Origin of the sequence: Streptomyces alfalfae (assembly GCF_004127445.1) — a bacterium.
Taxonomy (GTDB): Bacteria; Actinomycetota; Actinomycetes; order Streptomycetales; family Streptomycetaceae; genus Streptomyces; species Streptomyces alfalfae.
The window spans coordinates 98,963-125,250 of the sequence record NZ_QEXM01000022.1; the positions used below are offsets into that span (position 1 = coordinate 98,963).

Consider the following 26,288-nt stretch of genomic DNA (forward strand, 5'->3'; position numbering starts at 1 on the left):
GCTTACGTCACTCCCCAGCCGAGGACACGGGAACGGCGCGCGCGAAGCCGCCGTCCACCATCAGGTTCGCCACGGTCTCCAGTTCCGGCGGATTGCCCGCGAGCCGCGACAGGAAGGCGTCGAAGTCGTCGCCGCACGGCAGCAGCAGCCGCCGCACCCGCTCCGCGGGCGGCCACGCGTCCTGATCCCGCACGTCGTCGTACGCGCAGAACCACACCGAACCGACCCGGTCACCCCTGACCTTCACGGCGAGCAGACCGCCCTGCACGAAACCGACCCCCAGGTAGTCCTTGGTGAGATGGTCGCGCAGGCACTTGTTGACGTACACCAGGTCATTGACCGCGGCCTGGTCCCGCACCGTGAAGAACGGCTGGTCGACCAGGAGACCCAGCTCGGCGTCGAGCGCCGCGCCCACCGGCGCGCACCCGCCCGCCGCCTTCAGGAAGGAACGGTAGGCGCCCGGCAGGCGGTAGCCGAGATCCTCCTCCACGCCCTGCACCTGCTGCTCGGTCACCGCGACCGCGGCCTTCGGCAGCCCGAAGTGCGCGGGCCGCGTCTCCTGCAACGGCCGCGTCCCCCGCTTCTCCTGGTCCACGGCCGTCGTCGCGATCCCGCCGTGGTGCCGCAGCAACGCCTTCACCTCGACCGGCACCAGTTCGAGCCGCCGGCCGCCCGGCACGTGATGCCACGTCCAGCCGTGCGGCGTCGCCACCGCGGGAATCGTGTCCCACAGCTCGTGGCCGTCCGCGGCCAGCGCCGCGTTCGCCGACACGTAATCCGTCAGGCGCAGCTCATCGACACCGAAACCCTCCGGGGGCTCGGCGATCTCCGCCGCGGCACGCGCGTACGAGGAGAAATCCGGATAACCGTGCTCGTCCACCCGCACACCTCTGGGATGGCGGGCGGCGCGGACCGGGTCCGGGAAGTGCACGACCTGCCCGGCGTACGCCGCGTTCGGCGGCGCGGACTGCTGCCCCAGCCGACCTGTCGTCATGGCGATTGCCCCCTGCGGCACTGTGGAAGGTTCTGGTTCTGCTGCTGATTCTGCATGTCTTCTGCATGTCGTGATCTGCGCGTTCCGGTCCGCGAGCGTTCGCTTTCCGCGGTTCCGGCACGGCGGATGTCGACACAGCCTATGCGTTGGGACGACACCGGTCACCGGCCCTCCGGTTCCATGACCAGCAGCCACCGGACGGTCACCGTGCGACGAAACCCGGCGGAAAGCCAGGCGTGTCGCAGAGCCCCAGCTTCCGCACCACCCGCCCCATTTGGCAGGCTGTCCCCCGCAACGCGGGGGCGTGGCACCCGCGGTGACGGCCGCGGAGCAGGGGGAGGGAACACAGCACCATGCACACGGCACCAAGCGACATGACCGCCCACACGCTGTCCACGACGGCGCCCGCCAAGGCGTCCGCGGCAGTGGCCGGCACGGGCCCGACGGCAGGACTCACCGTGGCCACCACAGCCGGATCCACCACAACGAGCGACTCCGCCCCCGCCCCGGCGGCCGGACCCCTCGGCGACCCGCGCGTCGGCTGGAGCAGCACCGCCGCCCACGCGCCCGTCCTGCGCCAACGCCGCGACGGCATCCTGCCCACCGTCGCCGCCGCCCTCTCCGTACGCGGCCAGACCACCCTCACCTGCACCCCGGGCCGCGGCGAGGAACCCCCCGCGCTCCACCCGCTCGTCCAGGACTTCCTCGACGCCCTCACCAGCGGCCAGCGCGAACGCTTCACCGGACGCTGCGCCGAGGCCATCCTCGTCTCCCGGCACATCGCCGCCGCCGACGCGGGACGCTCCAAGCGCGCCCAGCGCAAACCCATGACCAACGGCGAAGCCCGCAAAGCGCTCAAACACGCCAAACTGACCACCCGTCGCATCCGCGAGGACGGCGACCCCCTGCACGGCTCCTTCGCCCCGCCGTGCCGCTCCTGCACCGCCCTCACCGCGCACTTCGGCGTACGCGTCGTCGACCCGACGACCACCGAAGCCTGACAGCCACCGGAGCACACACAGGACCCCGGCCGGACCCGCACCGCCGTCCGCCCGCCCGTCCACCCGACCGAACAAGGGCCAACCCCATGCACGCCGACCACCCCGCCACCGCCGCGGCCACCCAGAGCCCCCGCGCGGCCGGCACCCCCCTGCCCGTCCCCGTCGACGCCGCCCTGCGCGCCGCCGGCTGGCGACCCGGACGCTGGGACATCAAACAGGCCGAGATCTGGGCCGACGCCCTGCGCCGCCACACCTCACCCGCAGGGCACCGGCACCGCGTCTTCCCCGCCGCCGTCGAGGCCTGGGCCGAATTCGGCGGACTCCACATCACCCCACAGGGGACAGGACGGGAAATAGCGCCCGCCACCGTCCACCTCGATCCCATGTACGGACTCCACCTCGCCCGCACCCTCGGCGACCTCGGCCGCGCCCTCGACACCGAACTCAGCCCCATCGGCGAGGAGACCGAGACCCAGGCACTCCTCGCCATCGACACCCAGGGCCGCGTCTACAGCCTCGACCACAGCGGCGACTGGTTCCTCGGCGCCCACATCGAACACGCCCTGACGACCCTCTTCACCGGCGCCAACCCCACCCGCCTCACGGCCGGCTGACCCCCGTACCCCTGCGCGAAGGGACCCCGCACCCCGCACGAAAGGCCCCCCGACACCACGGCAGGCGGCGCTAACCCACCGCGGGAACCGCCGCCGGAAGCACCGCCGACACACGGAAACCGCCGCCATCCGTCGGACCCGACACGAACACACCACCCAGCCCCGTGACGCGCTCCTTCATCCCCACCAGACCATTGCCACCACTCGGCAACCGCGCGTCCGCCGTGGAACCCGCCTCCGGCGGCGGCTCGTTCTCCACCTGCATCGCGATCTCCGCCCCCCGATGCGCGAGCCGCACATACGTCTTCGCGCCCGCCGCATGCTTGTGGACGTTCGTCAACGCCTCCTGCACCACCCGGTACGCGGTCTGCTCCACATCCGCCGCGTAATCCCGCGGCTCACCCTCCACCGACAGATCCACGGCCATCCCCGCCGCACGCGACTGCCCCACCAGCTCATCCAGCTCCGCCAGAGAAGGCCCGTCCTCGTCCACCGCACGCGAGGCCGCCGCCGCCGCGGCATGCCCCACCGCCGCCAGCGGCACCGGCTCCACCGGCCGCGCACCCCCCGAACCCTTCGCCCCGTCGTCACCCGCCCGCAGCACCCCGAGCATCTCCCGCAGCTCCGTCAACGCCTGCCGGCCCATGTCACCCACCAGCGCCGCGTTCTTCACGGCCTTCTCCGGGTCCTTGCGCGCCACCGCCTGCAACGCCGCCGCGTGCACCACCATCAGACTCACCCGGTGCGCCACCACGTCGTGCATCTCACGCGCGATCCGCGTCCGCTCCTCGTTCCGCGCCCACTCCGCACGCTCCTCCGCGCGCTCGGCCAGCAACTGCAGCTCCCGCTCCAGATCGTCCGCACGCTCGCGCAACGACTCCATCAACCGCCGCCGCGCCCCCACGTACAGACCGAGCAGCACCGGCGGCGCCGTCACCCCGATCGACCCCGCCACCGCGAAGAACGGCAGGAACTCACTCCCGATCGGCGGGTGCGTGCCGTCCCCGCCGAGATCCTGGCTGGCCCGCACCAGCGCCACGATGAGCGTCCCCGCCATCGACATGCCCGCGAGCGCGCCCGTGATACGCCGGGGCAGCTCCGAGGCCGCCAGCGTGTACAGGCCGACGATCGTCAGGAGCACACCCATCTGGGCGGGCGTGATCGCGATCGCGATCAGCACCACCGCGACCGGCCAGCGCCGCCGGATCAGCAGCGCGGAACCCGCCAGCACCCCGAACCCGACGCCCACCGGCGCCGGCAGTCCCGCGTCGCGGGCGAACGTCACCCCCTCGGCGCCGCACTCCGCCGCGGACAGCACCGCGAGCCCCGCGTCCAGCGCCGCCCCGCGCCACCGCTCCCACCACCACGGCCCGGTCATGGCCGTGGTGCGGTCGTCCCCCGTCGTGGTCATGCCTTCCAGCGTACGGGCGTTCCGCCGCGGTTTTCCGGCGAGTTTCCGGCTCGGTGATCCAGCACACGCGGCGTTCGAGCGGAAGCGAAACGTGCCGGTATCCCTCGAACTGTTGATCCGAGGCGCATTCCTGGCCGGAGGCCCGCATTCCGGACGACGGTCTCCACATGACGGAGATCACGAACAGACACGAGAACTTCGAGACGCTGCGCGAGCGGGCGGTGGCTCTGCGGCGGGAGGGGCTGAGCCTTCGGCAGATCGCGCGGGAGTTGGGGGTACGCAACAAGGAAACCCTCAGCCGACTGGTTCAGGGCGAGCCGCCCCCGGAGTGGACCAAGCGTCCGAGGGCGAAGGACGACGTGCGCCGCCGAGCGCGTGAACTGCGGAGCCAAGGGTGGACGTACAGCGAGATCCAGACGGAGCTGTCCTGCTCGAAGAGTTCGGTCTCCCTGTGGGTGCGCGATCTGCCCGCACCGGAGCCCCGGCGCACCCCCGAGGAACGAAGGGCGCGCATGAACGCGGGCCTGGCCGAACTGCGCGCCGCCCAGGAGCGCGAGCGGGAGGCCCAGAAGGAGGCCGCGACTCGGGCGGTGGGCCGCTTGTCGGAGCGTGAGCTCTTCCTTGCCGGAGTGGTCCTCTATTGGGCCGAGGGCACCAAGAGCAAGACGTACCGCCGCAGCGAAGCCCTGCAGTTCATCAACAGCGATCCCGATGTGATCCGTTTCCACCTGCGATGGCTCGCGTCGCTGGGCGTCACGAAGGACCGGCTGACCCTGCGTCTGAGCATCCACGAGAGCGCCGACGTGCCCGCCGCCGAGACGTTCTGGGCCGACGTCGCCGGGGTCGAGACCACGGCGCTCAGGAGGGCGACGCTGAAGAAGCACAACCCTCGTACCGTGCGGAAGAACACCGGGGAGGCCTACCACGGCTGTCTGATCGTTTATGTTCGCCAGAGCGCCGATCTGTACCGTCGCGTGGAAGGCGCCTGGTACGGCATAGTGTTGGGTGCCACTCGGCAGGCGGGCTGAATGTCCGTTTCAGCCGATATATTCCCCTGTGGTGTAATTGGCAGCACTGTGGCTTTTGGTGCCATCTGTCCGGGTTCGAGTCCTGGCAGGGGAGCTGCACTGTCCGGGTCTCGACCTCCAAGGTCGGGACCCGCCCCCGTTTCCACCCCCTTACGCCCCGGTATCCTGCGGATGTCCTCCCCCCGGAGGAACCCCGACCCATCCGAAGCCGAAGGGCATCCTCCGTGAGCGCAACTTGCCCGGCCGCCGTCGTCGTCCTCGCTGCGGGTGAGGGAACCCGTATGAAGTCGGACCTCCCCAAGGTCCTGCACGAGATCTGTGGCCGCTCCCTCATCGGCCACGTCCTTGAGGCCGCCTACGCGCTCTCGCCCGAGCAGCTCGTCACCGTCGTCGGCTTCCAGAGCGAGCAGGTCCGCGAGCACCTGTCCGCCGTCGCCCCCCAGGTCCGCACCGCCTACCAGGCGGAGCAGAACGGCACAGGACACGCCGTCCGCATCGGCCTGGAGGAGCTCGGCGGCTCCGTCGACGGCACGGTCGTCGTGGTCTGCGGCGACACCCCGCTGCTCACCGGCGCGACGCTGCGCAAGCTGGCCGAGACCCACAGCGGTGACGGCAACGCCGTGACGGTGCTCACCGCCGAGGTGCCGGACGCCACGGGCTACGGCCGCATCGTGCGCGACAGCGCCAACGGCGCGGTCACCGCGATCGTCGAGCACAAGGACGCCTCCGAGTCGCAGCGCGCGATCCGTGAGATCAACTCCGGGGTGTTCGCGTTCGACGGGCGGCTCCTCGCGGACGCGCTCGGCAAGGTGCGCACGGACAACAGCCAGGGCGAGGAGTACCTGACGGACGTCCTCGGCATCCTGCGCGAGGCGGGTCACCGGGTGGGCGCGGCGGTGGCCGACGACCACGAGGAGATCGCCGGCATCAACAACCGTGTGCAGCTGGCGCAGGCCCGCAGGACGCTGAACGACCGGCTGCTGACGGAGGCCATGCTGGCCGGTGTCACGGTGGTCGATCCGGCTTCGACGTGGGTGGACGCGACGGTCTCCTTCGAGCGTGACGCGGTCGTGCACCCGGGGACGCAGCTCCATGGTGCGACGAGCCTGGGCAGGGGCGCCGAGGTGGGGCCGAACACGCGGCTGACGGACACGAAGGTGGGCGCCGGGGCGCGCGTGGACAACAGCGTGGCGAACGACGCCGAGGTGGGCGAGGGCGCGCTCGTCGGGCCGTTCGCGTATCTGCGGCCGGGCACGCGGCTCGGTGTGAAGGCCAAGGCGGGCACGTTCGTCGAGATGAAGAACGCGTCGATCGGTGAGGGCTCGAAGGTGCCGCATCTGTCGTACGTGGGTGACGCGACGATCGGTGAGCAGTCCAACATCGGCGCGGCGAGCGTGTTCGTGAACTACGACGGTCAGGCGAAGCACCACACGACGGTGGGGTCGCACGTCCGTACCGGTTCGGACAACATGTTTGTGGCCCCTGTCACGGTCGGGGACGGCGCCTACACCGCCGCGGGCTCGGTGATCACGAAGGATGTGCCGGCGGGTTCGCTGGCCGTGGCGCGGGGCCAGCAGCGGAATATCGAGGGTTGGGTGGCCCGTAAGCGGCCGGGGAGCGCGGCCGCGAAGGCTGCGGAGGCGGCGTCGCGGGAGACGGACGGCACAAGCTGACCGGAAACGGGTGCGTCTGACACGGCGTACCGTGATAGGTGCACATATTCGGCCGGCTCGACGCACCGGGACGCGTGGGTACGGCAGCGGGAAGAACTCTCTGAGGAGACAGTGCTGTGACCGGGATCAAGACGACCGGCGAGAAGAAGTTGATGCTCTTCTCCGGCCGCGCCCACCCCGAGTTGGCCGAGGAGGTCGCACACAAGCTGGGTGTCGGCATCGTGCCGACGAAGGCCTTCGATTTCGCCAATGGTGAGATCTACGTCCGCTACCAGGAGTCGGCGCGTGGCGCGGACTGCTTCTTGATCCAGAGCCACACCGCTCCGATCAACAAGTGGATCATGGAGCAGTTGATCATGATCGACGCGCTGAAGCGCGCGTCGGCCCGCTCCATCACCGTCATCGTGCCGTTCTACGGTTACGCGCGGCAGGACAAGAAGCACCGTGGCCGTGAACCGATCTCGGCGCGTCTGATCGCCGACATGATGAAGACCGCGGGTGCGGACCGCATCCTCACGGTCGATCTGCACACGGACCAGATCCAGGGCTTCTTCGACGGCCCGGTGGACCACCTCTTCGCGCTGCCGATCCTGGCGGACTACGTGGGGGCGAAGGTCGACCGTTCGAAGCTGACCGTCGTGTCGCCGGACGCGGGCCGTGTCCGGGTCGCCGACCGTTGGTGCGACCGGCTGGGCGCCCCGCTGGCGATCGTGCACAAGCGCCGTGACAAGGACGTCGCCAACCAGGTCACCGTGCACGAGGTGGTCGGTGAGGTGAAGGGCCGCGTCTGCGTCCTGGTGGACGACATGATCGACACGGGTGGCACGATCTGCGCCGCCGCCGACGCGCTGTTCGCGCACGGTGCGGAGGACGTCATCGTGACGGCGACGCACGGTGTGCTGTCGGGTCCGGCCGCGGACCGTCTGAAGAACTCCAAGGTGAGCGAGTTCGTGTTCACGGACACGCTGCCGACCCCGGGCGAGCTGGAGCTGGACAAGATCACGGTCCTCTCGATCGCCCCGACCATCGCCAACGCGGTGCGCGAGGTCTTCGAGGACGGTTCGGTGACGAGCCTCTTCGAGGAGCAGTAGGACCCCTCGGGGCCCTGGCTCCGTGATGATCCTTTTGGGTGTGGCCTCCCGGCCGAGTAGACTCCTGGAGTTGCTCGGCGAGGGAGGCCGCACTGTTCTGGTGCGGCGGTCCGTTATCGACGCGCTCTTCGTAGCAGGCCAGTCGTATGGCCGGGTAACCCCATCCGACACCTGTTGTACGAGGAGTGCACATGTCCGAGGTCAAGATCTCCGCGGAGACCCGTACCGAGTTCGGCAAGGGCGCCGCCCGCCGCATCCGCCGTGAGGACAAGGTTCCCGGCGTTCTCTACGGTCACGGCGCCGACCCGGTCCACCTGGCGCTGCCGGGCCACGAGCTGCTGCTCGCCCTGCGTACGCCGAACGTCCTGATCTCCCTGGACGTGGACGGCAAGACCCAGCTCGCCATCCCGAAGGCCGTCCAGCGTGACGTCCTGCGTCAGGGCATCCTGACCCACGTCGACCTGCTGCTCGTGAACCGCGGCGAGAAGGTCACGGTCGAGATCCCGGTCCAGACCGAGGGTGAGCTGGCCCCGGGCTCCAACCTGCTGGAGCACGTCCTGAACACGCTTCCGGTCGAGGCCGAGGCCACCCACATCCCGACCGAGGTCACGGTCTCCATCGCGGGTCTGGAGGCCGGTGCGTCGGTCCTCGCCAAGGACATCCCGCTGCCGTCGGGCTCCACGCTGGCGATCGACGGCGACGCCGTGGTCCTTCAGGTCCTGGCCGCGCAGGCCGAGGAGGCCCCGGCCGAGTCCGCCGAGGGCGACGCGTCCGCCGAGGGCTGATCCTCGCGGCGTACATCCGGCACGGCAGCCGCCGCTCCCTCGGGGGCGGCGGCTGCCGCGTATGAAGGAGACATGCAGGTGACGACCGATGCCAGCGCGCCGTGGCTGATCGCGGGTCTGGGCAATCCGGGGCCCGAGTACGCGATGAACCGGCACAACGTGGGTTTCATGGTGGCCGATCTGCTCGCGCAGCGCATGGGCGGCACGTTCAAGCGGGCCGCGAAGGCGCAGGCCCAGGTGGTGGAGGGCCGGATCGGGCCGCTCGGTCCCGCGAGCCGTCGCGTCATCCTGGTGAAGCCGATGTCGTACATGAACGTCTCCGGGGGTCCGGTGACGTCTCTGCGCGACTTCTACAAGGTGCCGACCGAGAACATCGTGGCGGTCCATGACGAGCTGGACATCGACTACGGCGCGCTGCGGCTGAAGCTGGGCGGCGGCGACAACGGGCACAACGGCCTGAAGTCGATGACGAAGGCGATGGGCCCGGACTACCACCGGGTGCGGTTCGGCATCGGGCGTCCGCCGGGCCGTATGCAGGTGGCGGACTTCGTCCTGAAGGACTTCGCGTCCGCCGAGCGCAAGGAGCTGGACTACTTCGTGGACCGGGCGGCCGACGCGGTGGAGGCCCTGGTCGCCGAGGGCCTTGAGCGGGCGCAGAGCACGTACAACTCCTGAACCGCGCTTGACCCATGCGTGAGGGGCCGCCCCGGTCGGGGGCGGCCTCTCATGTGTGGGCGGGGCCGGTCAGCCGGTGTTGCGCAGTCCGGCCGCGACTCCGTTGACGGTGAGGAGCAGGGCGCGCCCCAGCAGCGGGTCGGGCTCGGCGCCGGCCTCCGCGGCGTCGCGCTGCCGCTTGAGCAGGGCGACCTGGAGGTAGGAGATCGGGTCCAGGTAGGCGTCGCGGATGGCGAAGGTCTGCTGGAGGACCGGGTTGGAGTCGAGCAGTTCCTGGCCGCCGGTGATCCGGAGGATCTCCCGTACGGTCAGCTCGTGCTCGGCCTCGATGGCGGAGAAGACGTGCTTGAGCTCGTCGGGGACGAGGGTGTCGACGTAGTGCCTGGCGATCCGCAGGTCCGTCTTGGCCAGCGTCATCTCGACGTTGGAGAGGAAGTTGCGGAAGAAGTGCCAGTGCTCGTGCATCTCGTCGAGCACGGTGTCGAGTCCGGCCTCGCGCAGCGCCTTGAGGCCGGAGCCGACGCCGAACCAGCCGGGGACGATCTGCCGTGACTGGGTCCAGCCGAAGACCCACGGGATGGCGCGGAGGCCGTCGAGCGAGACGCCCGAGCCGGGGCGGCGGGAGGGCCGGGAGCCGAGGTGCAGGTCGGCGAGCTGGTCCACGGGCGTCGACGCGAGGAAGTACGCGGGCAGGTGCGGGTCCTCGACGAGCTTGCGGTAGGCGGTGTGGGCCGCGTCGCTCACCACGTCCATGGCGGCGTCCCAGCGGGCGAGGGCCTCGTCGGACTGGCGGGGGGCGGTGTGCAGGGCGGAGGCCTGGAGCGTCGCCGCGACGGTCAGCTCCAGGTTCTCGCGCGCGAGTGAGGGCACGAGGTACTTGTCGGAGATGACCTCGCCCTGCTCGGTCACCTTGATCTCGCCCTCCAGGGTGCCCCAGGGCTGGGCGAGGATGGCGTCGTGCGAGGGGCCGCCGCCGCGGCCGACGGTGCCGCCGCGGCCGTGGAAGAGGCGCAGGCGCACGCCGTACCGGTGGGCGACGTCGCGGAGCCTGCGCTGGGCGCGGTGGATCTCCCACTGGGAGGTGGTGATGCCACCGAACTTGGAGGAGTCGGAGTAGCCGAGCATGACCTCCTGCACGTCGCCGCGGAGTGCGACGAGCCTGCGGTAGGAGGGGTCGGCGAGCATCTCGTCGAGGATGACGTCGGCGGCGCGCAGCTCGTCGGTGGTCTCCAGGAGCGGCACGATGCCGATCTTGGCCCAGCCGGCGTGCAGGTCGATGAGGCCGGCCTCGCGGGCGAGGACGGCGGCGGCGAAGACGTCGTCGGCGCCCTGGCACATGGAGATGATGTACGACTCGACGACCTCGGGTCCGAAGACCTCCAGGGCGCGCTTCACGGTGTGGAAGACACCGAGGGTCTTCTCGCCGGCGGCGTCGAGCGGTGCGGGGGAGGGTGCGAGGGGGCGCCGGGAGCGCAGTTCCTTGGCGAGCAGCTTCTGGCGGTACTCGCGGGGCATGTCCGCGTAGCGCCAGGACTCCTCGCCGAGGCGGTCGAAGAGCTGGCCGAGGGCGTGGTGGTGGGCGTCGGCGTGTTCGCGTACGTCCATGGTGGCGAGCTGGAGGCCGAAGGCGGCGAGGGTGCGGATGGTGCGGTTCATCCGGCCCTCGGCGAAGAGGCCGCCCTTGTGCTCGCGCAGGGAGGTCTGGATGAGCGTGAGGTCGGCCAGCAGTTCGGCGGTGCCGAGGTAGTCGCGGCCGGGCTCGTGGGTGGTGCCGTTGGCGAGGCGCTGCTTGGTGTTCTCCAGCTTCTGCCGGATGCAGGTCGCCTTGAGGCGGTAGGGCTCTTCGGCGTTGAGCCGCTTGTAGCGCGGGCTGATCTCGGGCAGGAGCTCCAGGTCGGCCTTGAGGGACGCCGTCAGCTCGTCGGTGGCTCCGGTGTAGCGGATGGAGTTGGAGAGGAAGCCGCGCAGCTCGTCGATCATGTCGAGCGCGTCGTTGATGCCGTGCTCGTGCTGGAGGATCAGGACGTCCCAGGTGACGGCGGGCGTCACGTTGGGGTTGCCGTCGCGGTCGCCGCCGATCCAGGTGCCGAAGCTGAGGGGCCGGGTGCCTTCGGGCAGTTCGACGCCGACGCGCTCCAGTTCGGAGGTGAGGTCTTCGAGGACGTCACCGACGGCGCCGGCGTGCAGTTCGTCGAGGTAGTAGATGGCGTTGCGGGCCTCGTCGGCGGGCTCGGGGCGGACGACGCGCAGTTCGTCGGTCTGCCAGACGAGGTCGATGTTCTCGGCCAGTCGGGTGTCGTGGCGGCGCCGGTCGGACTCGATGACGGGGGTTTCGAGGAGTTCGGCGACGCGGCGGAGCTTGTTGAGCACCGAGCGGCGGGCGGCCTCGGTGGGGTGTGCGGTGAAGACGGGCCGCACGTTGAGGTGGCGCACGGTCTGGCGCAGGTGCTCGGGGTCGGCGTCCTTGAGGCGGTCGGCGGTGCGGGCGAGGAGTCCGCCCTCGGCGGCGCGCCGGGCGCGCAGCTCGCGGCCGCGGTGGACCTGCTCGGTGACGTTCGCGAGGTGGAAGTAGGTGGAGAAGGCGCGGACCAGCTTGGCCGCGGTCTCCAGTTCGGTGCCGCCGAGGAGCTTGGCGGCGGCCTCGCCGTCCTCGCGCGTCAGACGGCGCACCTTCTCGACCAGTTCGAGGAGCTCGGGGCCCTCCTGGCGTACGAGGGTCTCGCCGAGCAGGTCGCCGAGGCGGCGGATGTCGGCGCGCAGCTCGGTGCTGGCTGTGCTGGTGGCCTGGCGGCCCTGGTCGTCGGCACTGCTCACAGGTGCGGCTCCTTGCAGTGTTGAAGCACGTCTGGGAGGGGACCCGGGTGTGGAGCCCGGGGATAAACAGAGCGGACCGCGCTGTCCGACCGTTTCTAAGGATAGGTGTCACTCCAGGGCACGGGCTCGCGGCCTCGTGCCGCGAGGCTCCGCGCTGCCATACTTACGTCGCCGTAGGTTACGGAACCGTAGGAAACGCAAGAACACAGCGGGAGTGTGCCGGACGGTGGCTCCCCGCGTACGGCGGAACCGTGCCCGAGCCCTCACTCCCACCTGAACCCTCGACCTCTCAGGGGACTGCCCATGACGACAACTTCCGATGCGCCCTCCGACTCCGATGTGATCGACGACGCTTCCGGGGCGGGGCGGGGCGGCGCCGCCGCGCCCTCCGCGACCCTGGGCGGCGAGCAGAAGCGTTCCCTCGAACAGATCACTCTGCTGCTGTTCATCGTCGTCCCGTTCCTGGCGCTGCTCGCGGCGGTGCCGCTGGTCTGGGGCTGGGGGGTGAGCTGGCTGGATCTCGGCCTGCTGGTGTTCATGTACTACCTGGGCTGCCACGGCATCACGATCGGTTTCCACCGGTACTTCACGCATGGCGCGTTCAAGGCGAAGCGGCCGTTGCGGATCGCGCTGGCGGTGGCGGGGTCGATGGCCGTGGAGGGGCCGCTGGTGCGCTGGGTGGCGGATCACCGCAAGCACCACAAGTTCTCCGACGCGGAGGGCGACCCGCATTCGCCGTGGCGCTTCGGCGAGTCGGTGCCGGCCCTGATGAAGGGCCTGTGGTGGGCGCACATCGGATGGATGTTCGACGAGGAGCAGACGTCGCAGGAGAAGTACGCGCCGGACCTGATCAAGGACCCGGCGATCCGTCGCGTCTCCCGGCAGTTCCTGCTCTGGACGATCGTCTCGCTCGGCATCCCGCCGCTGGTCGGCGGTCTGGTGACGATGTCGTGGTGGGGCGCGTTCACCGCCTTCTTCTGGGGTTCGCTGGTGCGCGTGGCGCTGCTGCACCACGTCACGTGGTCGATCAACTCCATCTGCCACGCGGTCGGCAAGCGCCCCTTCAAGTCCCGCGACCGTTCGGGCAACGTGTGGTGGCTCGCGGTGCTGTCCTGCGGTGAGTCCTGGCACAACCTGCACCATGCCGACCCGACGTCGGCGCGGCACGGCGTGATGCGCGGCCAGGTCGACTCCTCGGCGCGGATCATCCGCTGGTGCGAGCAGTTGGGCTGGGCGTACGACGTGCGGTGGCCGTCGAGGGCGCGCATCGAGGCCCGCCGTGCTCCGGCGGCGGCCGAGTCCCGCCGCGAGGCGCGCTCCGCCGACGCGGCATGATGGACGACGTGGCGACCGACTCCAGCAATGCAAGCCCTGCCGGCAAAGAGAAGCAGCCCCGGCGTACCCGGCGTACGCGGATGACGGGCGCCGAGCGCCGGGAGCAGTTGCTGGACATCGGCCGGACGCTGTTCGCGGCCAAGGGCTTCGAGGGCACCTCGGTGGAGGAGATCGCGGCGAAGGCCGGGGTCTCCAAGCCGGTGGTGTACGAGCACTTCGGCGGCAAGGAGGGGCTGTACGCGGTGGTGGTCGACCGCGAGATGCGCCAGCTCCTCGACATGGTGACGGGCGCGCTGACGGCCGGGCATCCGCGGGAGCTCCTGGAGCAGGCGGCGTTCGCCCTCCTGGACTACATCGAGACGTACACGGACGGCTTCCGCATCCTGGTCAGGGACTCCCCCGTGGCCCAGTCCACCGGCACCTTCGCCTCCCTGATCTCCGACATCGCCACGCAGGTCGAGGACATCCTCGGCCAGGAGTTCAAGGGCCGCGGCTTCGACCAGAAACTGGCCCCGCTGTACGCGCAGGCCCTGGTCGGCATGGTCGCCCTGACGGGTCAGTGGTGGCTGGACGTCCGCAAGCCGAAGAAGGCGGAGGTGGCCGCCCATCTGGTCAACCTGGCCTGGCACGGGCTGGACGGCCTGGAGCCGAAGCCGCGGCTGATAGGCCACAGGAAGAGCTGAGGGGTCAGGCCGGTTCGAGGAATTCGAGCCGGTTGCCGACCGGGTCGTGGACGTAGAAGCGCCGGTGGCCCGGCAGGCCGTCGTCCCAGGTGACGTCGGCGCCGTGGGAGGCCAGGCGTTCGGCGAAGGCCTGGATGCCGGTGACCCGCAGGCCGGGGTGGGCCTTGCGGGCGGGCCGGAAGCCGCTCTCGATGCCGAGGTGAAGGCGGACGCCGCCCGCCGCGAACCAGCAGCCGCCGCGCGCCGCGAGGGCCGGCGGCTTCGCCTCCTCCGTCATGCCGAGGACGTCGACGTAGTACGAGCGCAGGGCGGCCTCGCTGCCGGGCGGGGCGGCGAGCTGGACGTGGTCGATCGCCGTCAGCATCGGGCGCCGCCGTCCTTGCGGGCGACCGCGAAGACGCGGCGGAAGGGGAAGACGGTGCCGTGCTCCGTCGCGGGGTAGGCCTCGCGCAGCAGTTCCCCGTACTCCGCGAGGAAGCGCCCGGTCGCGTCCGCGTCGCCGGCCAGGGCCGTGAGAACGGGTCGCAGGCCGGTGCCCTTGACCCAGTCGAGGACGGGGTCGTCGCCGGTGAGGAGGTGCTGGTAGGTGGTCTCCCAGGCGTCGACGTCGCAGCCGAGCCCGGCGAGCCGCTCCAGGTACGCCCCCGGCGTCAGCACCGCGTCGGCGTGCCGCAGCCGCCCGCCGAGCCGGTCCCGCCAGCGGGGCGACTCGGCGAGTTCCCGCATCAGGACGTGGCTGGGGGCGTCGAAGTTGCCGGGCACCTGGAAGGCGAGCGTGCCGCCGGGGGTGAGCGCGTCGACCCAGACGGGGAAGGAGCCGGGGTGGCCGGGGACCCACTGGAGGGTGGCGTTGGAGAGGATCAGGTCGTACGTGCCGGGGGCGGGGGTCCAGTCCGCGGCGTCGGCGGCGGCGAAGTCGAGGCGCCCGCCCTCGCGCGTGGGGCCCGCGAACCGCTCGGCCTCGGCGAGCATCTGCGGGGAGTTGTCGTAGCCGGTGATGTGCGCGGCGGGCCACCGCTCGGCGAGGAGCCGGGTGACGGTGCCGGGGCCGCAGCCGAGGTCGGCGATGCGCGGGGCGGTCCGGGCGGGGAGGGTGGGCACGCGGGCGAGCAGGTCGGTGAAGGGCCTGGCCCGGTGGTCGGAGTGGCGCAGGTACTGGGACGGGTCCCAGGTGGCGGCGGTGGACACGGGGCCTCCTCGGCGTGCGGGGCGGGTCTGCCGACATGGTCGGACCCCGAGTATCTTGATGTCAAGAGACTTCATGTCGACAGACCCCCTACACTGATCGTCATGGAGGACGAGGTCGATCGGCTGGTCGCGGCGTGGCGCAGGGAGCGCCCGGACCTCGACGTGGAGCCGCTTGAGGTGCTAAGCCGCGTGAGCAGGCTCGCGCGGCACCTGGACCGCGCCCGCAGACTCGCCTTCTCCGAGCACAGCCTGGAGCCGTGGGAGTTCGACGTGCTCACCTCGCTGCGGCGCGCGGGCGCGCCCTACCAGCTCTCCCCCGGCCAGCTCCTCACGCAGACCCTCGTGACGTCCGGGACGATGACGAACCGCATCGACCGCCTGGCGAAGAAGGGCCTCGTCGAGCGCCTGCCCGACCCGAGCGACCGCCGCGGGGTCCTCGTGCGGCTCACCGCCGAGGGCCGGGACCGCGCGGACCAGGCCCTGGCCGGACTCCTGGAGCAGGAGCGGGCGATCCTCGCCGAGCTGTCGCGTGCCCAGCGCGGCGAACTGGCGGCGCTGCTACGCCAGTTGACCGCCCCGTTCGACAACATCCCCGGCTAGGTCGACCGGGCCCACGCCCGCGCGCCTGGCGAGCGCGACCGCCGCCAGCGTGGAGTGCACGCCCAGCTTTCCCAGCACGTTCTGCATGTGCGTGCGCACCGTGTGCGGGGAGAGGAACAGCCGCTCGGCCACCGCTTTCCTGCCGAGGCCCGCCACCATGCAGCGCAGGACCTCACGCTCGCGCGGGGTCAGCGACTCCACGAGGCGCTCGGACTCGGTGCGGTGCTTGCGGGCGGCGGTCAGCTCCCGCAGGACGCCGGTGAGCAGGGCGGGCGGCAGATGGGTCTCGTCGCGCAGGACGCCTCGTATGACGCTGAGCAGGCGCGACAGGGAGCAGTCCTTGGCGACCCAGCCGGAGGCCCCCGCCTGGAGGGCGAGGGCCGCGCGGCGCGGGTCGTCCTTTTCGGCGAGCACGACGGTGCGCACGGCGGGCTGCCCCGAGCGGACGCCCGCGACCAGGGAGATGCCGTCGACGAGGCCGTCGGCGCCGCCCTCCTGGACGGGGGCGGCGACGGGGGCGCCCCCCGCTCCGGCGAGGCCGAGAGGCTGGGGGAGGGCGCCCAGGGCGCCGGCGGTGGCGCCGAGGTCGGCGTCGACGAGCAGGACGTCGTATCTGCGTCCTTCGGTGACCGCCCGCTCCAGGCAGCGCAGCGCGGCGGGACCGCTGCCGGCCGCGGACACGTCGACGTCGGGCTCGGCCGCGAGCGCGGCGGCGAGTGACTCGGCGAAGATGCGGTGGTCGTCGACGACCAGTACTCGAATGCGAACCACTGAAACCCCCTTCCCCACGCTCCCGACAAGGAGCGGGGGATCCCATCGGGTAACGGCCGGTACGGGTACGACGCCGTGGCCCGGGGTCGCCACGGTCGCTCGGCCGCCGCCGCGCGATGAGTGCTTCCCCCGGGCCGGGCGCCGTACCCGACTGTCTCGTCCCCTGATCAGCGCCGGCCCCCACCGGCACTGTTCTTCAGAGTAGGCCCGGACGCCGGGAGGGGAAGGTGATTTGCAGAACTGATAGACCGACGCGTTTATGGTGGGCCGCATGTTTCGTATGGAGACAGGAGTCGACAAGGAACGGCTGACGGCGCTGCGGGCGCGGCTCAGCGAGACGAACACGGCGGCGTCGCCCGAGCTGCGCGCGCTGCGCGGCACGGCCGACGACCAGGAAGTGCCGCTGGCGGTCTGGGTGTTGGACGACGCGGGCGCCCTGGCGGGCGGGCTCGCCGCGCACACCTGGGGGCGCTGGCTCCATGTGGACCACCTCTGGGTCGACGACCCCCACCGCGGCACGGGCCTCGGCGCCCGCCTCCTGGCCGAGGCCGAACGCATAGCCCACGAGGAGCGCGCCTGCGTCAACTCCCGCGTGGAGACGTGGGACTTCCAGGCCCCCGGCTTCTACCGCAGCCACGGCTACGAACTGGTGAGCGTGATCCCGGACTACCCGGAGGGAGTCAAGGAGTTCACCCTGACGAAGCGCCTGCTGCCGCCGGCCTGAGAGGGCGCCCCTCACCCGGCGGCCGGGTCAGGCCGCCAGCCACAGGGCTGCGGCCACCGGGGCCGCGTAGACCAGGGGGAACGGGATGTGGGCGTACCAGCGGGCCCGCAGCACGAAGGTGACCGCGCCCGCGAAGTACAGGATCAGGGCGATGCCCGCGGCCGCCCCCACGTACGGGACGAACAGGCCCGCCACCAGGCCCGCCGCGCCCGCGGCCTTGGCGGCGCCGAGCCAGGGGAGCCAGGACATCGGGATGCCGTAGTCGGCCATGGGTCCGACGACCCACTGCGCGCGCCGGAAGACCGAGAAGGCCGAGAAGCCGACCATCGCGGCGGCCACGAGGGTGACGATGACGTGAGCGGTGGACATCAGAGGGGCTCCTTCTCGGGCGGGCGGCGCCGGGAACGTGGGGTCACGCCCCGGCAGGCGGTCCTTGGTGGCCGTTCACTGCCATGACGGACCCCGCCGGGAGAATGTGACCGCCCGAGGGAGATGTCCTTCCCGGAGGCTCAGGCCTCCCTGCGCGCCCCCGCCGACGCCACCGCAGGGAAGACGCGCGGCGTCGTGAAGCCCGCCGTCACGAAGGCGTCGAGGACCGACTTCGTGACGGCTTCCGCGTCCTCGGACTCCACCAGCACGATCGCGGAGCCGCCGAAGCCGCCGCCCGTCATACGCGCGCCGAGCGCGCCCGCCGCGTCGGCGGCGCTCACCACCAGGTCCAGCTCCGGGCAGGAGATCCGCAGGTCGTCGCGGAGCGAGGCGTGCCCCTCGGTCAGGACGGGGCCGATCGCGCGGACGTCGCCGGCGTCCAGGAGGCCGATGACCCGCTCGACGCGGTGGTCGTCGGAGACGACGTGGCGGACGTAACGCCGGGTCCGGTCGTCCGGCAGCTTCGCCAGCGCCGCCGGCAGGTCCTCGTACGGCACGTCGCGCAGGTGGCTGACGCCGAGGACGCGCGCGCCCTCCTCGCAGCCCGCGCGGCGCTCGGCGTAGGCGCCGTCGCCGAGGGCGTGCTTGACGCGGGTGTCGACCACCAGGAGCCGCAGGCCCTGGGCCGCCAGGTCGAAGGGGACCTGGCGTGTCGACAGGTCGCGGCAGTCCAGGTGCAGGGCGTGGCCGTCGGTGCAGCACGCCGACGCCATCTGGTCCATGACGCCGCAGGGGACGCCGACGAAGGCGTTCTCGGCGCGCTGGGCGACGACGGCGAGTCCGGGTCCGGTCAGTCCGAGTCCGCACAGCTCGTTCAGGGCGTACGCGGTGACGACCTCCAGGGCGGCCGAGGAGGACAGGCCCGCGCCCGTGGGGACCGTCGAGGCGAGGTGCAGGTCGGCGCCGGACACCTGGTGACCTGCTTCCCGCAGCGCCCACACGACTCCCGCGGGATACGCGGCCCAGCCGCCGTCCGACAGCGGCGTCAGCTCGTCGGCACGCAGTTCCACCAGCGGGGCGTCGATGTCCGCGGAGTGCAGCCGCAGGACGCCGTCGTCGCGCCGGGCGACGGCGGCGACGGCGGTGTGCGGCAGGGCGAGTGGCATCACGAAGCCCTCGTTGAAGTCCGTGTACTCGCCGATGAGGTTGACGCGGCCGGGGGCCGACCAGACCCCGTCGGGCGCGCGGCCGTACAACTCCTCGAACCGCCCGGCGACTTCGGATGCCGTACCCATGAGAACTACCCCTTTCGCTGGGCGAACGCCCAGGCGTCGGCGACGATGCCCGCGAGGTCCGCGCGGGACGGGCGCCAGCCGAGCTTCTCGCGCGCGGTGGCGGCGGAGGCGACGAGGACCGCCGGGTCGCCGTCGCGACGCGGGGCGCTCACCTCGGGGACGGGGTGCCCGGTGACCCGGCGGACGGTCTCGATGACCTGGCGCACGGAGAAGCCGTTGCCGTTGCCGAGGTTGCAGATCAGGTGCTCGCCGGGGGTGGCGGCGTCGACGGCGAGGAGGTGGGCCTCGGCGAGGTCGGCGACGTGGATGTAGTCGCGTACGCAGGTGCCGTCCTCGGTGGCGTAGTCGTCGCCGAAGACGCTGATGGCCTCGCGCCGGCCCTGGGCGACCTGGAGGACGAGCGGGATGAGGTGCGACTCGGGGTCGTGGCGCTCGCCGTGCTCGCCGTAGGCGCCCGCGACGTTGAAGTAGCGCAGCGAGACGGCGGCGAGGCCGTGGGCGGCGGCCTCACCGGTGATCATGTGGTCGACGGCGAGCTTCGAGGCGCCGTAGGGCGAGGTGGGCGCGGTGGGGTCGGTCTCCGTGATGGGGGTGCTGACCGGCTCGCCGTAGGTGGCGGCCGTCGAGGAGAAGACGAGCCTGCGCACGCCGGCGTCGCGCATCGCGGCGAGCAGCGCCATGGTGCCGCCGACGTTGTTGTCCCAGTACTTCTCGGGCTTGGCGACGGACTCGCCGACCTGCGAGAAGGCGGCGAAGTGCAGCACGGCGTCGTACGAGGGGTCCAGCCACTTGGCGGCGTCGCGGATGTCGCCCTCGATGAACGCGGCGCCGGCGGGGACGCCCTCGCGGAAGCCGGTGGAGAGGTTGTCGAGGACGGTCACCTCGTGCCCGGCCTCGATCAGGTGCTGCGCCACCACGCTCCCGACATAGCCCGCGCCGCCGGTGACCAGGTACTTACCGCTCATGAACTCGCTACCTCTCGCAGTCGCTCGGCCGCGGCTTCCGGCGGCACGTCGTTGATGAACACGCTCATGCCGGATTCGGAACCCGCGAGGAACTTCAGCTTGCCCGAAGTGCGGCGAATCGTGAAAAGTTCGAGGTGGAGGGCGAAGTCGTCGCGGGTGACGCCCTCGTGGCCCGTCGGCGCCCCGAAGGGCGCCTGGTGCCAGGCGGCGATGTAGGGCGTGGGGGACCGCGTGCCGGACGGCGCCTGCTCGTCGAAGATCCGGTCGAAGCGCCTCAAGAGTTCCAGGTAGACCTGTGGGAACTCTGTGCGCGCGGCCTCGTCGAGCGCGAGCAGGTCGGGCACGCGGCGCTTGGGGTAGAGGTGCACCTCGTAGGGCCAGTGCGCGGCGTACGGGACGAAGGCGACCCAGTGCTCGCCCTCCAGGACGACGCGTTCGCCCGCGCGCTCGTCGGCGAGGACGTCGTCGAAGAGGTTGCGCCCGCCGGTGCGCTCCTTGTGCCCGGCGAGCGAGCGGAGCATCAGGTCGGTGCGGGGCGTGACGAACGGATAGGCGTAGATCTGGCCGTGCGGGTGGCCGAGGGTCACGCCGATCTCGGCGCCCCGGTTCTCGAAGCAGAAGACCTGCCGCACGGCGGGCAGGTGGGAGAGCTCGGCGGTGCGGTCGGTCCAGGCCTCCAGGACGAGGCGGGCCTGCTCGGGGGTGAGGTCGGCGAAGGACGCGTCGTGGTCGGAGGTGAAGCAGACCACCTCGCAGCGGCCGGCGTCGCCCGCGAGGGAGGGGAAGCGGTTCTCGAAGACGACGACGTCGTACGAGGAGTCGGGGATCTCGCTGAGCCGGTCCCCCGAGGAGGGGCACAGGGGGCACTCGTCGGCCGGCGGGTGGTAGGTGCGGCCCTGGCGGTGGGAGGCGATGGCCACCGCGTCGCCGAGGAGGCGGTCCTCGCGGACCTCGGAGGTCGTGGCGACGGGGCCGAGCGGGCGGGCGTCGGCGGCCTCGCGGACCGCGTCGTCGCGCTCGTCGTAGTAGATGAGCTCACGACCGTCGGCGAGACGGGTCGAGGTCTTCTTCACGTCAGGGGCTCCTCACCACCTACCCAACAGAACCAAACATAACTAACCACAAGGCAACAGCATCGTCAATGCCCGAGATCTCGTCAGGCGTTTCCGGACGATACGGAGCTGAACCCGAGAGCTCGATCACAATCAAACAAAGAACACCAACAGAACTGTTCAGTTATTGAAGGTATGGGCGTAGGTTCCGTCTGATCCGTTCGCGCAACGAAGCGAGTTCACGCATGCAGTCCCCCACACAAACCCTGGCCGAGGGGCTTCGGCTGCCCACCAACGGCCTCGACTACGCGATCCTGGCGATCTACTTCGCCGTGGTCCTCGGCATCGGCTTCGCCGCCCGGCGCTCCGTCAGGACCAGCCTCGACTTCTTCCTCTCGGGCCGCTCCCTGCCCGCCTGGGTCACCGGTCTCGCCTTCGTCGCCGCGAACCTCGGCGCCACCGAGATCCTGGGCATGGCGGCCACCGGCGCCCAGTACGGCGTCGCGGTCGTCCACTGGTACTGGATCGGCGCCATCCCGGCCATGGTCTTCCTCGGCCTGGTCATGATGCCGTTCTACTACCGCAGCAAGGTCCGGTCCGTGCCGGAGTTCCTGCTCCAGCGCTTCGACAAGTCGGCGCACCTGCTCAGCTCGGCGCTCTTCGCCTTCGCGGCGATCCTGATCGCGGGCGTGAACCTCTACGCCCTGTCGATCGTCGTCGAGGCGCTGCTCGGCTGGCCGCAGTGGGTGGCGATCGTCGTCGCGGGCGTCTTCGTGCTCGCGTACATCACGATCGGCGGTCTCTCCTCGGCGATCTACAACGAGGTCCTGCAGTTCTTCGTGATCCTCGCCGCGCTCATCCCGATCTGCGTCATCGGCCTGAAGAAGGTCGGCGGCTGGGACGGCCTGACGGGCTCGATCGAGAAGCAGCACGGCGAGAACTTCATGACCGCCTGGGGCGGCACCGGCATAGGCGACGCCAACCCGCTCGGCGCCAACTGGCTGACCATCATCCTCGGCCTCGGCTTCGTGCTCTCCTTCGGCTACTGGACCACCAACTTCGCCGAGGTGCAGCGCGCGCTGTCCGCGAAGAACCTCAGCGCCGCCCAGCGCACCCCGCTGATCGCGGCCTTCCCGAAGATCTTCATCGTCTTCCTGGTGATGGTCCCGGGCCTGGTCGCGGCCGTCCTCGTCCCGAAGATCGGCACGCCCGGCTCCGACCTCACCTACAACGACGCGATCCCCTACCTGATGCAGGAACTGCTGCCCAACGGCGTCCTCGGCATCGCGGTCACCGGTCTGCTCGCCGCGTTCATGGCGGGCATGGCCGCCAACGTCTCCTCCTTCAACACCGTCTTCACCTACGACATCTGGGCGAAGTACGTGGTCAAGGACCGGGAGGACGGCTACTACCTGAACTTCGGCCGGCTCATCACCGCGCTCGGCGTGCTCGCCTCGATCGGCACCGCCTTCATCGCGTCGTCGTTCTCGAACATCATGGGCTACCTCCAGACGCTGTTCTCCTTCTTCAACGTCCCGATGTTCGTGGTCTTCATCATCGGCATGTTCTGGAAGCGGGCGTCCATGAAGTCCGGTGTGTGGGGCCTGGTCGCGGGCACCACCGCCGCGATGGTCAACTACTTCTGGATCTACAAGCAGGGCGTCATCGACATCCCGACCGACCAGGGCGCCAACTTCGTCTCGGCGATCGTCGGCTTCGTCGCCGGCGCCGTCGTGATGGTCGTCGTCACGCTCTTCACCGCGCCCAAGCCGGAGGCCGAACTCGCCGGTCTCGTCTACGGGACGGCCTCGCCCGGCCTCGAGGACGACGGGGTCGAGGAGGGCGACGACGCCTGGTACCGCAAGCCGGCCCTGCTCGGCTGGGGCGCCGTCGTCCTCGCCGCCGCCTGCTACCTGCCGTACTCGCTCTAGCCAGAACCGATCGGAGGACCGAAGACCATGTCTGAACTGCACAAAGAAGTCTCCGAGCTGGAGCGCAAGTCCGCGACGGCCGCCCGCCTCTTCGACATCCGGCGCATCATCGGCGGCCTGTTCGTCGTCTACGGGATCATCGTGACGATCGCCGGCGTCACGGCGTCCGACGCCGACCTTGCCAAGGCCGAGGACATCAACATCAACCTGTGGACCGGCCTCGGCATGCTCGCCCTCGGCCTGTTCTTCCTGGGCTGGCTGTGGCTGCGCCCCACCGTCGCCGCGCCCGCCCCGGAGTCCGCGGACGACTGACCGCCCCCGACGGGGCCCGGGTTCACCGCGGTGGCTCGGGCCCCGTCGCCGTGTCCGCGCCGCCGTCCGCGCCCCCGTCCTCGTACGCCGACGCCGGGCGCTCGGCCCGGTCGAGGAGCCCGGTGCGCGCGGCGAGGGCGGCGGCCTCCAGGCGCGAGCCGACGCCGAGCTTCATCAGGACGCGCTGCACGTGCGTGCGCGCCGTGCTGGGCGCTATCCCCATCCCGGCCGCGATGAGACGGGTGTCCTCGCCGTCCGCGACCCGCACCAGGACCTCCACCTCGCGGGGCGTGAGCATCTGGAGCAGGCGCTGCCCCTCGTCGTCGGGCTGCGCGACCGGATTGAGCAGTTCGCTGAAGGCGCCCTGCAACAATTGGGGCGCGACGGCGGCTTCCCCGGCGCGCGCCTTCATGATGGCGCGCTCCACTCCCTCGATGCGCTCGTCATGGCGTACGTAACCGGAGGCGCCCGCGGCGAACGCCGCCGCGATCCCGCGAGGGCTCGGCACCGGCCCCAGCACCACGACCGCCACCTGCGGGCGCTCCCGCTTGATCCGGATCACCGGGTCGAACATGCCCGGTTCCGCGGGTGTGGCCGTGCCGATGAGGCAGACCTCCGGCGCACGGCTGATCACCAGGTCGGCCGCCCCCGCGGCGGGCGCGGCGGCGGCGAGCACCCGGTGCCCGCGCAGCTTCAGCGCCGAGGCGAGTGCCTCGGCGAGCAGTCGGTGGTCGTCGACCACCATGAGCCGCACACCCATGGCAAACCCCCACTCCCCCCACTGATCCCCTGGTCCACCGGCCGCCTCGTGCCGCCGCTTCCCGCGGACCGCGGGCCCCCCGGCCCTCCATTCCCCCGGAAGCTACACGCTCGTTCGGCGTTGCGCGCCCCCTATCCGCCAGAAGCGGCCCGGAATGCCTGAATCCCTGCCCTGCGGGGTCGGCCGGGGGCGCGCGGTGGCACGGAACGGCGGCGGCCGCCCCCTCATGAGTCGAGGGGACGGCCGCCGCGGTGTCGGGGAGCCGTGGCTACTCGGCGCGGAAGCCGATGGCCACGTACTCCTTCTCGTCCTTGGAGTAGGGCTTGCTCAGGAGCTTCTTGCCCAGGAACAGGCGCCCGTCGGCGTACAGGAGCTCGTTCGACTTCGGGACCATGCCGCTGATCGCGTCGGTGACCGCCTCGGAGGAGGGGGTCTCCAGGAGCTTGGTCTCCTTCATCGTCTTGCCGTCCAGCGAGACGACCTGGGCGCCCTGCTGGTAGCCGTGGGCCTTGTAGGCGATGACGTTGGGGCCGTCCATGCGGATCGGGAAGATCTCGCCGTCCTCGCCCGCGATGGCGCGGTCACTGGTCGGCTTGCCGGTGGCCAGCGAGAAGGACACGATCTCGTTGGTCTGGCTGTAGCTCTCGCCGCTGCCGTCGTGCTGACGGGTCGGCACGTAGAGCCGGTCGTTGCCGACCGTGATCGCACGGCAGTCGTTGACCACGTTGACGCCGCAGTCGTGGTCGTACTTGCCCTCCTCCAGCGCGATCTTGGCGCGGAGCTTGCCGTTCGCGCCGATCGAGAAGACGTCCGTCACGCCGGTCGCGGTGATCTCGGTGGTGTCCTGGCCGAAGACGACCGGGTTCGTCGAGATGATCTTGGCGTTGTCGATGCCGTCGGCGAGCGGGTAGGTCCACTTGTCGTCGCCGGTCTTGGGGTCGAGGAGCTGGACCTTCAGCTTGTAGTCGCCGTAGCTGCCGCACCTGCGCACGGCCACCAGCTGGTCACCGCCGGCGTAGCCGACGTCCTCGCACTTGCCGACCTTCGGCTTCCACAGCGACTTGCCGGTCACGTCCCAGGCGGCGCCGCCGCTGGAGACACCCGCGCCGGCGGCGATCGTGGTGCCGGAGATGGTGACTTCCTTGAACGTCGCCTTCACGCCGTTGGTCTCGACGCCCTCGGTCCACAGCTTCTTCCCGGACTTCAGGTCGATCGCGGAGACCTTGGAGCAGGGCTCGTAATCGCCCTTCTTGCCCCGCTCGGTCTCCTCCGTGACGACGGCCACGATGCCGTCGTCGGTGACCTCGCGCGACATCGCGCACGTCATCCCGGGAAGCGGGATCGACCACTTCTCCTTGCCGGTGTCCGGGTCGTAGCCGTTCAGCTCGTTGACGCCGGCCTTGGCGTAGACGTCGTCGGTCAGCGCCGAGCCCGTGGCGTTCCAGATCTGGTCCTTGGGGATCTCCGGCTGCGGGAGCTGCATGAGCACCTTGGCCGAGGGGTCGCCCGGGGCCTTCTCCTCGGCCGGGCCCTGGCCGGGCGGGGAGTCGCCACCCTTCTCGCCCTTCTCGCCCCCCTTCCCCTTGCCGTCCGTGCCCTGGGCGGTCTTCTTGGAGTCGTCGTCCTTGGACGAGGCGTACCAGACGCCGCCGCCCACGATCAGCGCGATCGCGACGACCGCCGCGACGATGACCGCCATCTGGCCGCTGAACTTCCTGCCGCCGCCGGACCCTCCGGGCTGCGGCTGCATCGGCATGGTCGGGGGCTGCTGGTAGCCCTGCTGGTACGGCTGCTGGTAGCCCTGCTGGTACTGCGGCTGCGCCGGCTGCGTCGGGTAGCCGTAGCCCTGGGGCTGCTGCGGGGCCTGGGGGTAGCCGTAGTGCGGCTGGCCCGCCGGGGGCGCCGGCGGGGCGGCGGGTGGCGGGGTCTGCGGCGGCGGGAAGCCCGGGGGCTGCGCGGGCGGGGGCGTCTGCGGGGCGCCGGGGGCCTGCGGGTAGCCGTAGGACGGCTCCGGGGCCTTGCCGAAGCCTCCGGGCGGAGGGTCCTGCGGGGCGCCGAAACCACCGGCCGGGGGTTCCTGGGGCGCGCCGAAGCCGCCCTGCGGGGGCTCGTTCGGCGGCTGCTGGGGAGGCTGGGGCGGCTGGGTCATGACGTCGTCTATTCCTTGGGACGCTTGGGGAGCTCGGGGTGGCGCCGGAAGACGCCCGGGATCGAGAG

Annotated in this window: 25 protein-coding genes and 1 tRNA gene; 14 read left to right on the forward strand and 12 right to left on the reverse strand. The window is 71.1% G+C overall.

The window, feature by feature from the left end; translation table 11 throughout:
• Positions 1-7: 7 nt before the first annotated feature.
• Entirely contained in the window at positions 8-994 is a 987-nt protein-coding gene (locus DCW30_RS08775; protein ID WP_076685746.1) for an SMI1/KNR4 family protein, read from the reverse strand.
• Positions 995-1,347: 353 nt separating this feature from the next.
• Here DCW30_RS08775 and DCW30_RS08780 point away from each other — a divergent pair, with 353 nt between their 5' ends.
• Positions 1,348-1,995: a YwqJ-related putative deaminase gene (locus tag DCW30_RS08780; RefSeq protein WP_237283422.1), complete on the forward strand. Its 648-nt coding sequence runs from the start codon at positions 1,348-1,350 to the stop codon at positions 1,993-1,995.
• Between the two features lie 86 nt (positions 1,996-2,081).
• Positions 2,082-2,609 (forward strand): SUKH-3 domain-containing protein, encoded by a 528-nt coding sequence (locus DCW30_RS08785; protein WP_076685745.1) that lies wholly within the window; start codon positions 2,082-2,084, stop codon positions 2,607-2,609.
• Between the two features lie 70 nt (positions 2,610-2,679).
• On the opposite strand, the gene DCW30_RS08790 is transcribed toward DCW30_RS08785, so the two are convergent.
• Positions 2,680-4,020 carry a sensor histidine kinase gene (locus DCW30_RS08790; RefSeq protein ID WP_076685744.1) on the reverse strand — a complete coding sequence of 447 codons (1,341 nt, stop codon included), beginning with the start codon at positions 4,018-4,020 and terminating at the stop codon, positions 2,680-2,682.
• A 167-nt stretch (positions 4,021-4,187) separates the two neighbouring features.
• Here DCW30_RS08790 and DCW30_RS08795 point away from each other — a divergent pair, with 167 nt between their 5' ends.
• The 6 genes from DCW30_RS08795 (at position 4,188) to pth (ending at position 9,272) form a co-directional block, all read left to right on the forward strand.
• Entirely contained in the window at positions 4,188-5,048 is an 861-nt protein-coding gene (locus tag DCW30_RS08795) for a terminase gpP N-terminus-related DNA-binding protein (RefSeq protein ID WP_076685743.1), read from the forward strand.
• A gap of 22 nt (positions 5,049-5,070) precedes the next feature.
• Positions 5,071-5,142: transfer RNA gene (locus tag DCW30_RS08800), tRNA-Gln, on the forward strand.
• Between the two features lie 130 nt (positions 5,143-5,272).
• Positions 5,273-6,721, forward strand: a complete 1,449-nt coding sequence (glmU, locus tag DCW30_RS08805; protein ID WP_076685742.1) for a bifunctional UDP-N-acetylglucosamine diphosphorylase/glucosamine-1-phosphate N-acetyltransferase GlmU — start codon at positions 5,273-5,275, stop codon at positions 6,719-6,721.
• 116 nt (positions 6,722-6,837) lie between these two features.
• Positions 6,838-7,812: a ribose-phosphate diphosphokinase gene (locus tag DCW30_RS08810; protein ID WP_062781571.1), complete on the forward strand. Its 975-nt coding sequence runs from the start codon at positions 6,838-6,840 to the stop codon at positions 7,810-7,812.
• Between the two features lie 191 nt (positions 7,813-8,003).
• Positions 8,004-8,597: a 50S ribosomal protein L25/general stress protein Ctc gene (locus DCW30_RS08815; protein ID WP_062781569.1), complete on the forward strand. Its 594-nt coding sequence runs from the start codon at positions 8,004-8,006 to the stop codon at positions 8,595-8,597.
• 72 nt (positions 8,598-8,669) lie between these two features.
• Positions 8,670-9,272: an aminoacyl-tRNA hydrolase gene (gene pth / locus DCW30_RS08820; protein WP_076685741.1), complete on the forward strand. Its 603-nt coding sequence runs from the start codon at positions 8,670-8,672 to the stop codon at positions 9,270-9,272.
• Positions 9,273-9,341: 69 nt separating this feature from the next.
• Here the strand turns inward: pth and ppc are convergent, their stop codons facing one another.
• The gene (gene ppc / locus DCW30_RS08825) at positions 9,342-12,086 is read right to left on the reverse strand and encodes a phosphoenolpyruvate carboxylase (protein ID WP_062781565.1); all 2,745 of its coding nucleotides are present in this window, start codon (positions 12,084-12,086) and stop codon (positions 9,342-9,344) included.
• A 303-nt stretch (positions 12,087-12,389) separates the two neighbouring features.
• Between ppc and DCW30_RS08830 the strand changes: the two genes are divergently transcribed.
• Positions 12,390-13,421 (forward strand): acyl-CoA desaturase, encoded by a 1,032-nt coding sequence (locus DCW30_RS08830; RefSeq protein ID WP_076685740.1) that lies wholly within the window; start codon positions 12,390-12,392, stop codon positions 13,419-13,421.
• Positions 13,418-14,104 carry a TetR/AcrR family transcriptional regulator gene (locus tag DCW30_RS08835; protein ID WP_076685739.1) on the forward strand — a complete coding sequence of 229 codons (687 nt, stop codon included), beginning with the start codon at positions 13,418-13,420 and terminating at the stop codon, positions 14,102-14,104. The genes DCW30_RS08830 and DCW30_RS08835 overlap by 4 nt, the downstream gene beginning before the upstream one ends.
• Positions 14,105-14,108: 4 nt before the next feature.
• Here DCW30_RS08835 and DCW30_RS08840 read toward each other — a convergent pair whose 3' ends face one another.
• Both DCW30_RS08840 and DCW30_RS08845 read right to left on the reverse strand, forming a co-directional pair.
• A complete protein-coding gene (locus tag DCW30_RS08840; RefSeq protein WP_076685738.1) occupies positions 14,109-14,468 on the reverse strand; it encodes a VOC family protein in 360 nt (119 codons plus the stop codon).
• Positions 14,462-15,292 (reverse strand): trans-aconitate 2-methyltransferase, encoded by an 831-nt coding sequence (locus DCW30_RS08845; protein ID WP_076685737.1) that lies wholly within the window; start codon positions 15,290-15,292, stop codon positions 14,462-14,464. The genes DCW30_RS08840 and DCW30_RS08845 overlap by 7 nt, the downstream gene beginning before the upstream one ends.
• Before the next feature lie 102 nt (positions 15,293-15,394).
• Here DCW30_RS08845 and tamR point away from each other — a divergent pair, with 102 nt between their 5' ends.
• Complete coding sequence (gene tamR, locus DCW30_RS08850) at positions 15,395-15,892, forward strand: MarR family transcriptional regulator TamR (RefSeq protein ID WP_062781554.1); 498 nt, start codon at positions 15,395-15,397, stop codon at positions 15,890-15,892.
• Here tamR and DCW30_RS08855 read toward each other — a convergent pair.
• Positions 15,851-16,663 (reverse strand): response regulator transcription factor, encoded by an 813-nt coding sequence (locus tag DCW30_RS08855; protein ID WP_076685736.1) that lies wholly within the window; start codon positions 16,661-16,663, stop codon positions 15,851-15,853. The genes tamR and DCW30_RS08855 overlap by 42 nt on opposite strands.
• 259 nt (positions 16,664-16,922) lie before the next feature.
• On the opposite strand from DCW30_RS08855, the gene DCW30_RS08860 reads away from it, so the two are divergent.
• Complete coding sequence (locus DCW30_RS08860) at positions 16,923-17,387, forward strand: GNAT family N-acetyltransferase (RefSeq protein WP_076685735.1); 465 nt, start codon at positions 16,923-16,925, stop codon at positions 17,385-17,387.
• A gap of 27 nt (positions 17,388-17,414) precedes the next feature.
• On the opposite strand, the gene DCW30_RS08865 is transcribed toward DCW30_RS08860, so the two are convergent.
• From DCW30_RS08865 to galT, 4 genes are all read right to left on the reverse strand, one after another.
• Entirely contained in the window at positions 17,415-17,756 is a 342-nt protein-coding gene (locus DCW30_RS08865; RefSeq protein WP_076685734.1) for a DoxX family protein, read from the reverse strand.
• Positions 17,757-17,896: 140 nt separating this feature from the next.
• The gene (gene galK / locus DCW30_RS08870) at positions 17,897-19,051 is read right to left on the reverse strand and encodes a galactokinase (protein ID WP_076685733.1); all 1,155 of its coding nucleotides are present in this window, start codon (positions 19,049-19,051) and stop codon (positions 17,897-17,899) included.
• A 5-nt stretch (positions 19,052-19,056) separates the two neighbouring features.
• A complete protein-coding gene (gene galE / locus DCW30_RS08875) occupies positions 19,057-20,016 on the reverse strand; it encodes a UDP-glucose 4-epimerase GalE (protein ID WP_076685732.1) in 960 nt (319 codons plus the stop codon).
• Entirely contained in the window at positions 20,013-21,089 is a 1,077-nt protein-coding gene (gene galT / locus DCW30_RS08880; protein ID WP_076685731.1) for a galactose-1-phosphate uridylyltransferase, read from the reverse strand. Before galT ends, galE begins: the two co-directional genes overlap by 4 nt.
• Before the next feature lie 224 nt (positions 21,090-21,313).
• On the opposite strand from galT, the gene DCW30_RS08885 reads away from it, so the two are divergent.
• Together DCW30_RS08885 and DCW30_RS08890 are read left to right on the forward strand one after the other, a co-directional pair.
• The gene (locus tag DCW30_RS08885) at positions 21,314-22,999 is read left to right on the forward strand and encodes a sodium:solute symporter family protein (protein WP_076685730.1); all 1,686 of its coding nucleotides are present in this window, start codon (positions 21,314-21,316) and stop codon (positions 22,997-22,999) included.
• Positions 23,000-23,026: 27 nt separating this feature from the next.
• Positions 23,027-23,311 (forward strand): hypothetical protein, encoded by a 285-nt coding sequence (locus DCW30_RS08890; protein WP_062781538.1) that lies wholly within the window; start codon positions 23,027-23,029, stop codon positions 23,309-23,311.
• A gap of 22 nt (positions 23,312-23,333) precedes the next feature.
• Here the strand turns inward: DCW30_RS08890 and DCW30_RS08895 are convergent, their stop codons facing one another.
• Together DCW30_RS08895 and DCW30_RS08900 are read right to left on the reverse strand one after the other, a co-directional pair.
• Positions 23,334-24,071: a helix-turn-helix transcriptional regulator gene (locus tag DCW30_RS08895; RefSeq protein ID WP_232626713.1), complete on the reverse strand. Its 738-nt coding sequence runs from the start codon at positions 24,069-24,071 to the stop codon at positions 23,334-23,336.
• 268 nt (positions 24,072-24,339) lie between these two features.
• Positions 24,340-26,220 (reverse strand): outer membrane protein assembly factor BamB family protein, encoded by a 1,881-nt coding sequence (locus DCW30_RS08900; protein ID WP_076685729.1) that lies wholly within the window; start codon positions 26,218-26,220, stop codon positions 24,340-24,342.
• Positions 26,221-26,288: the final 68 nt, after the last annotated feature.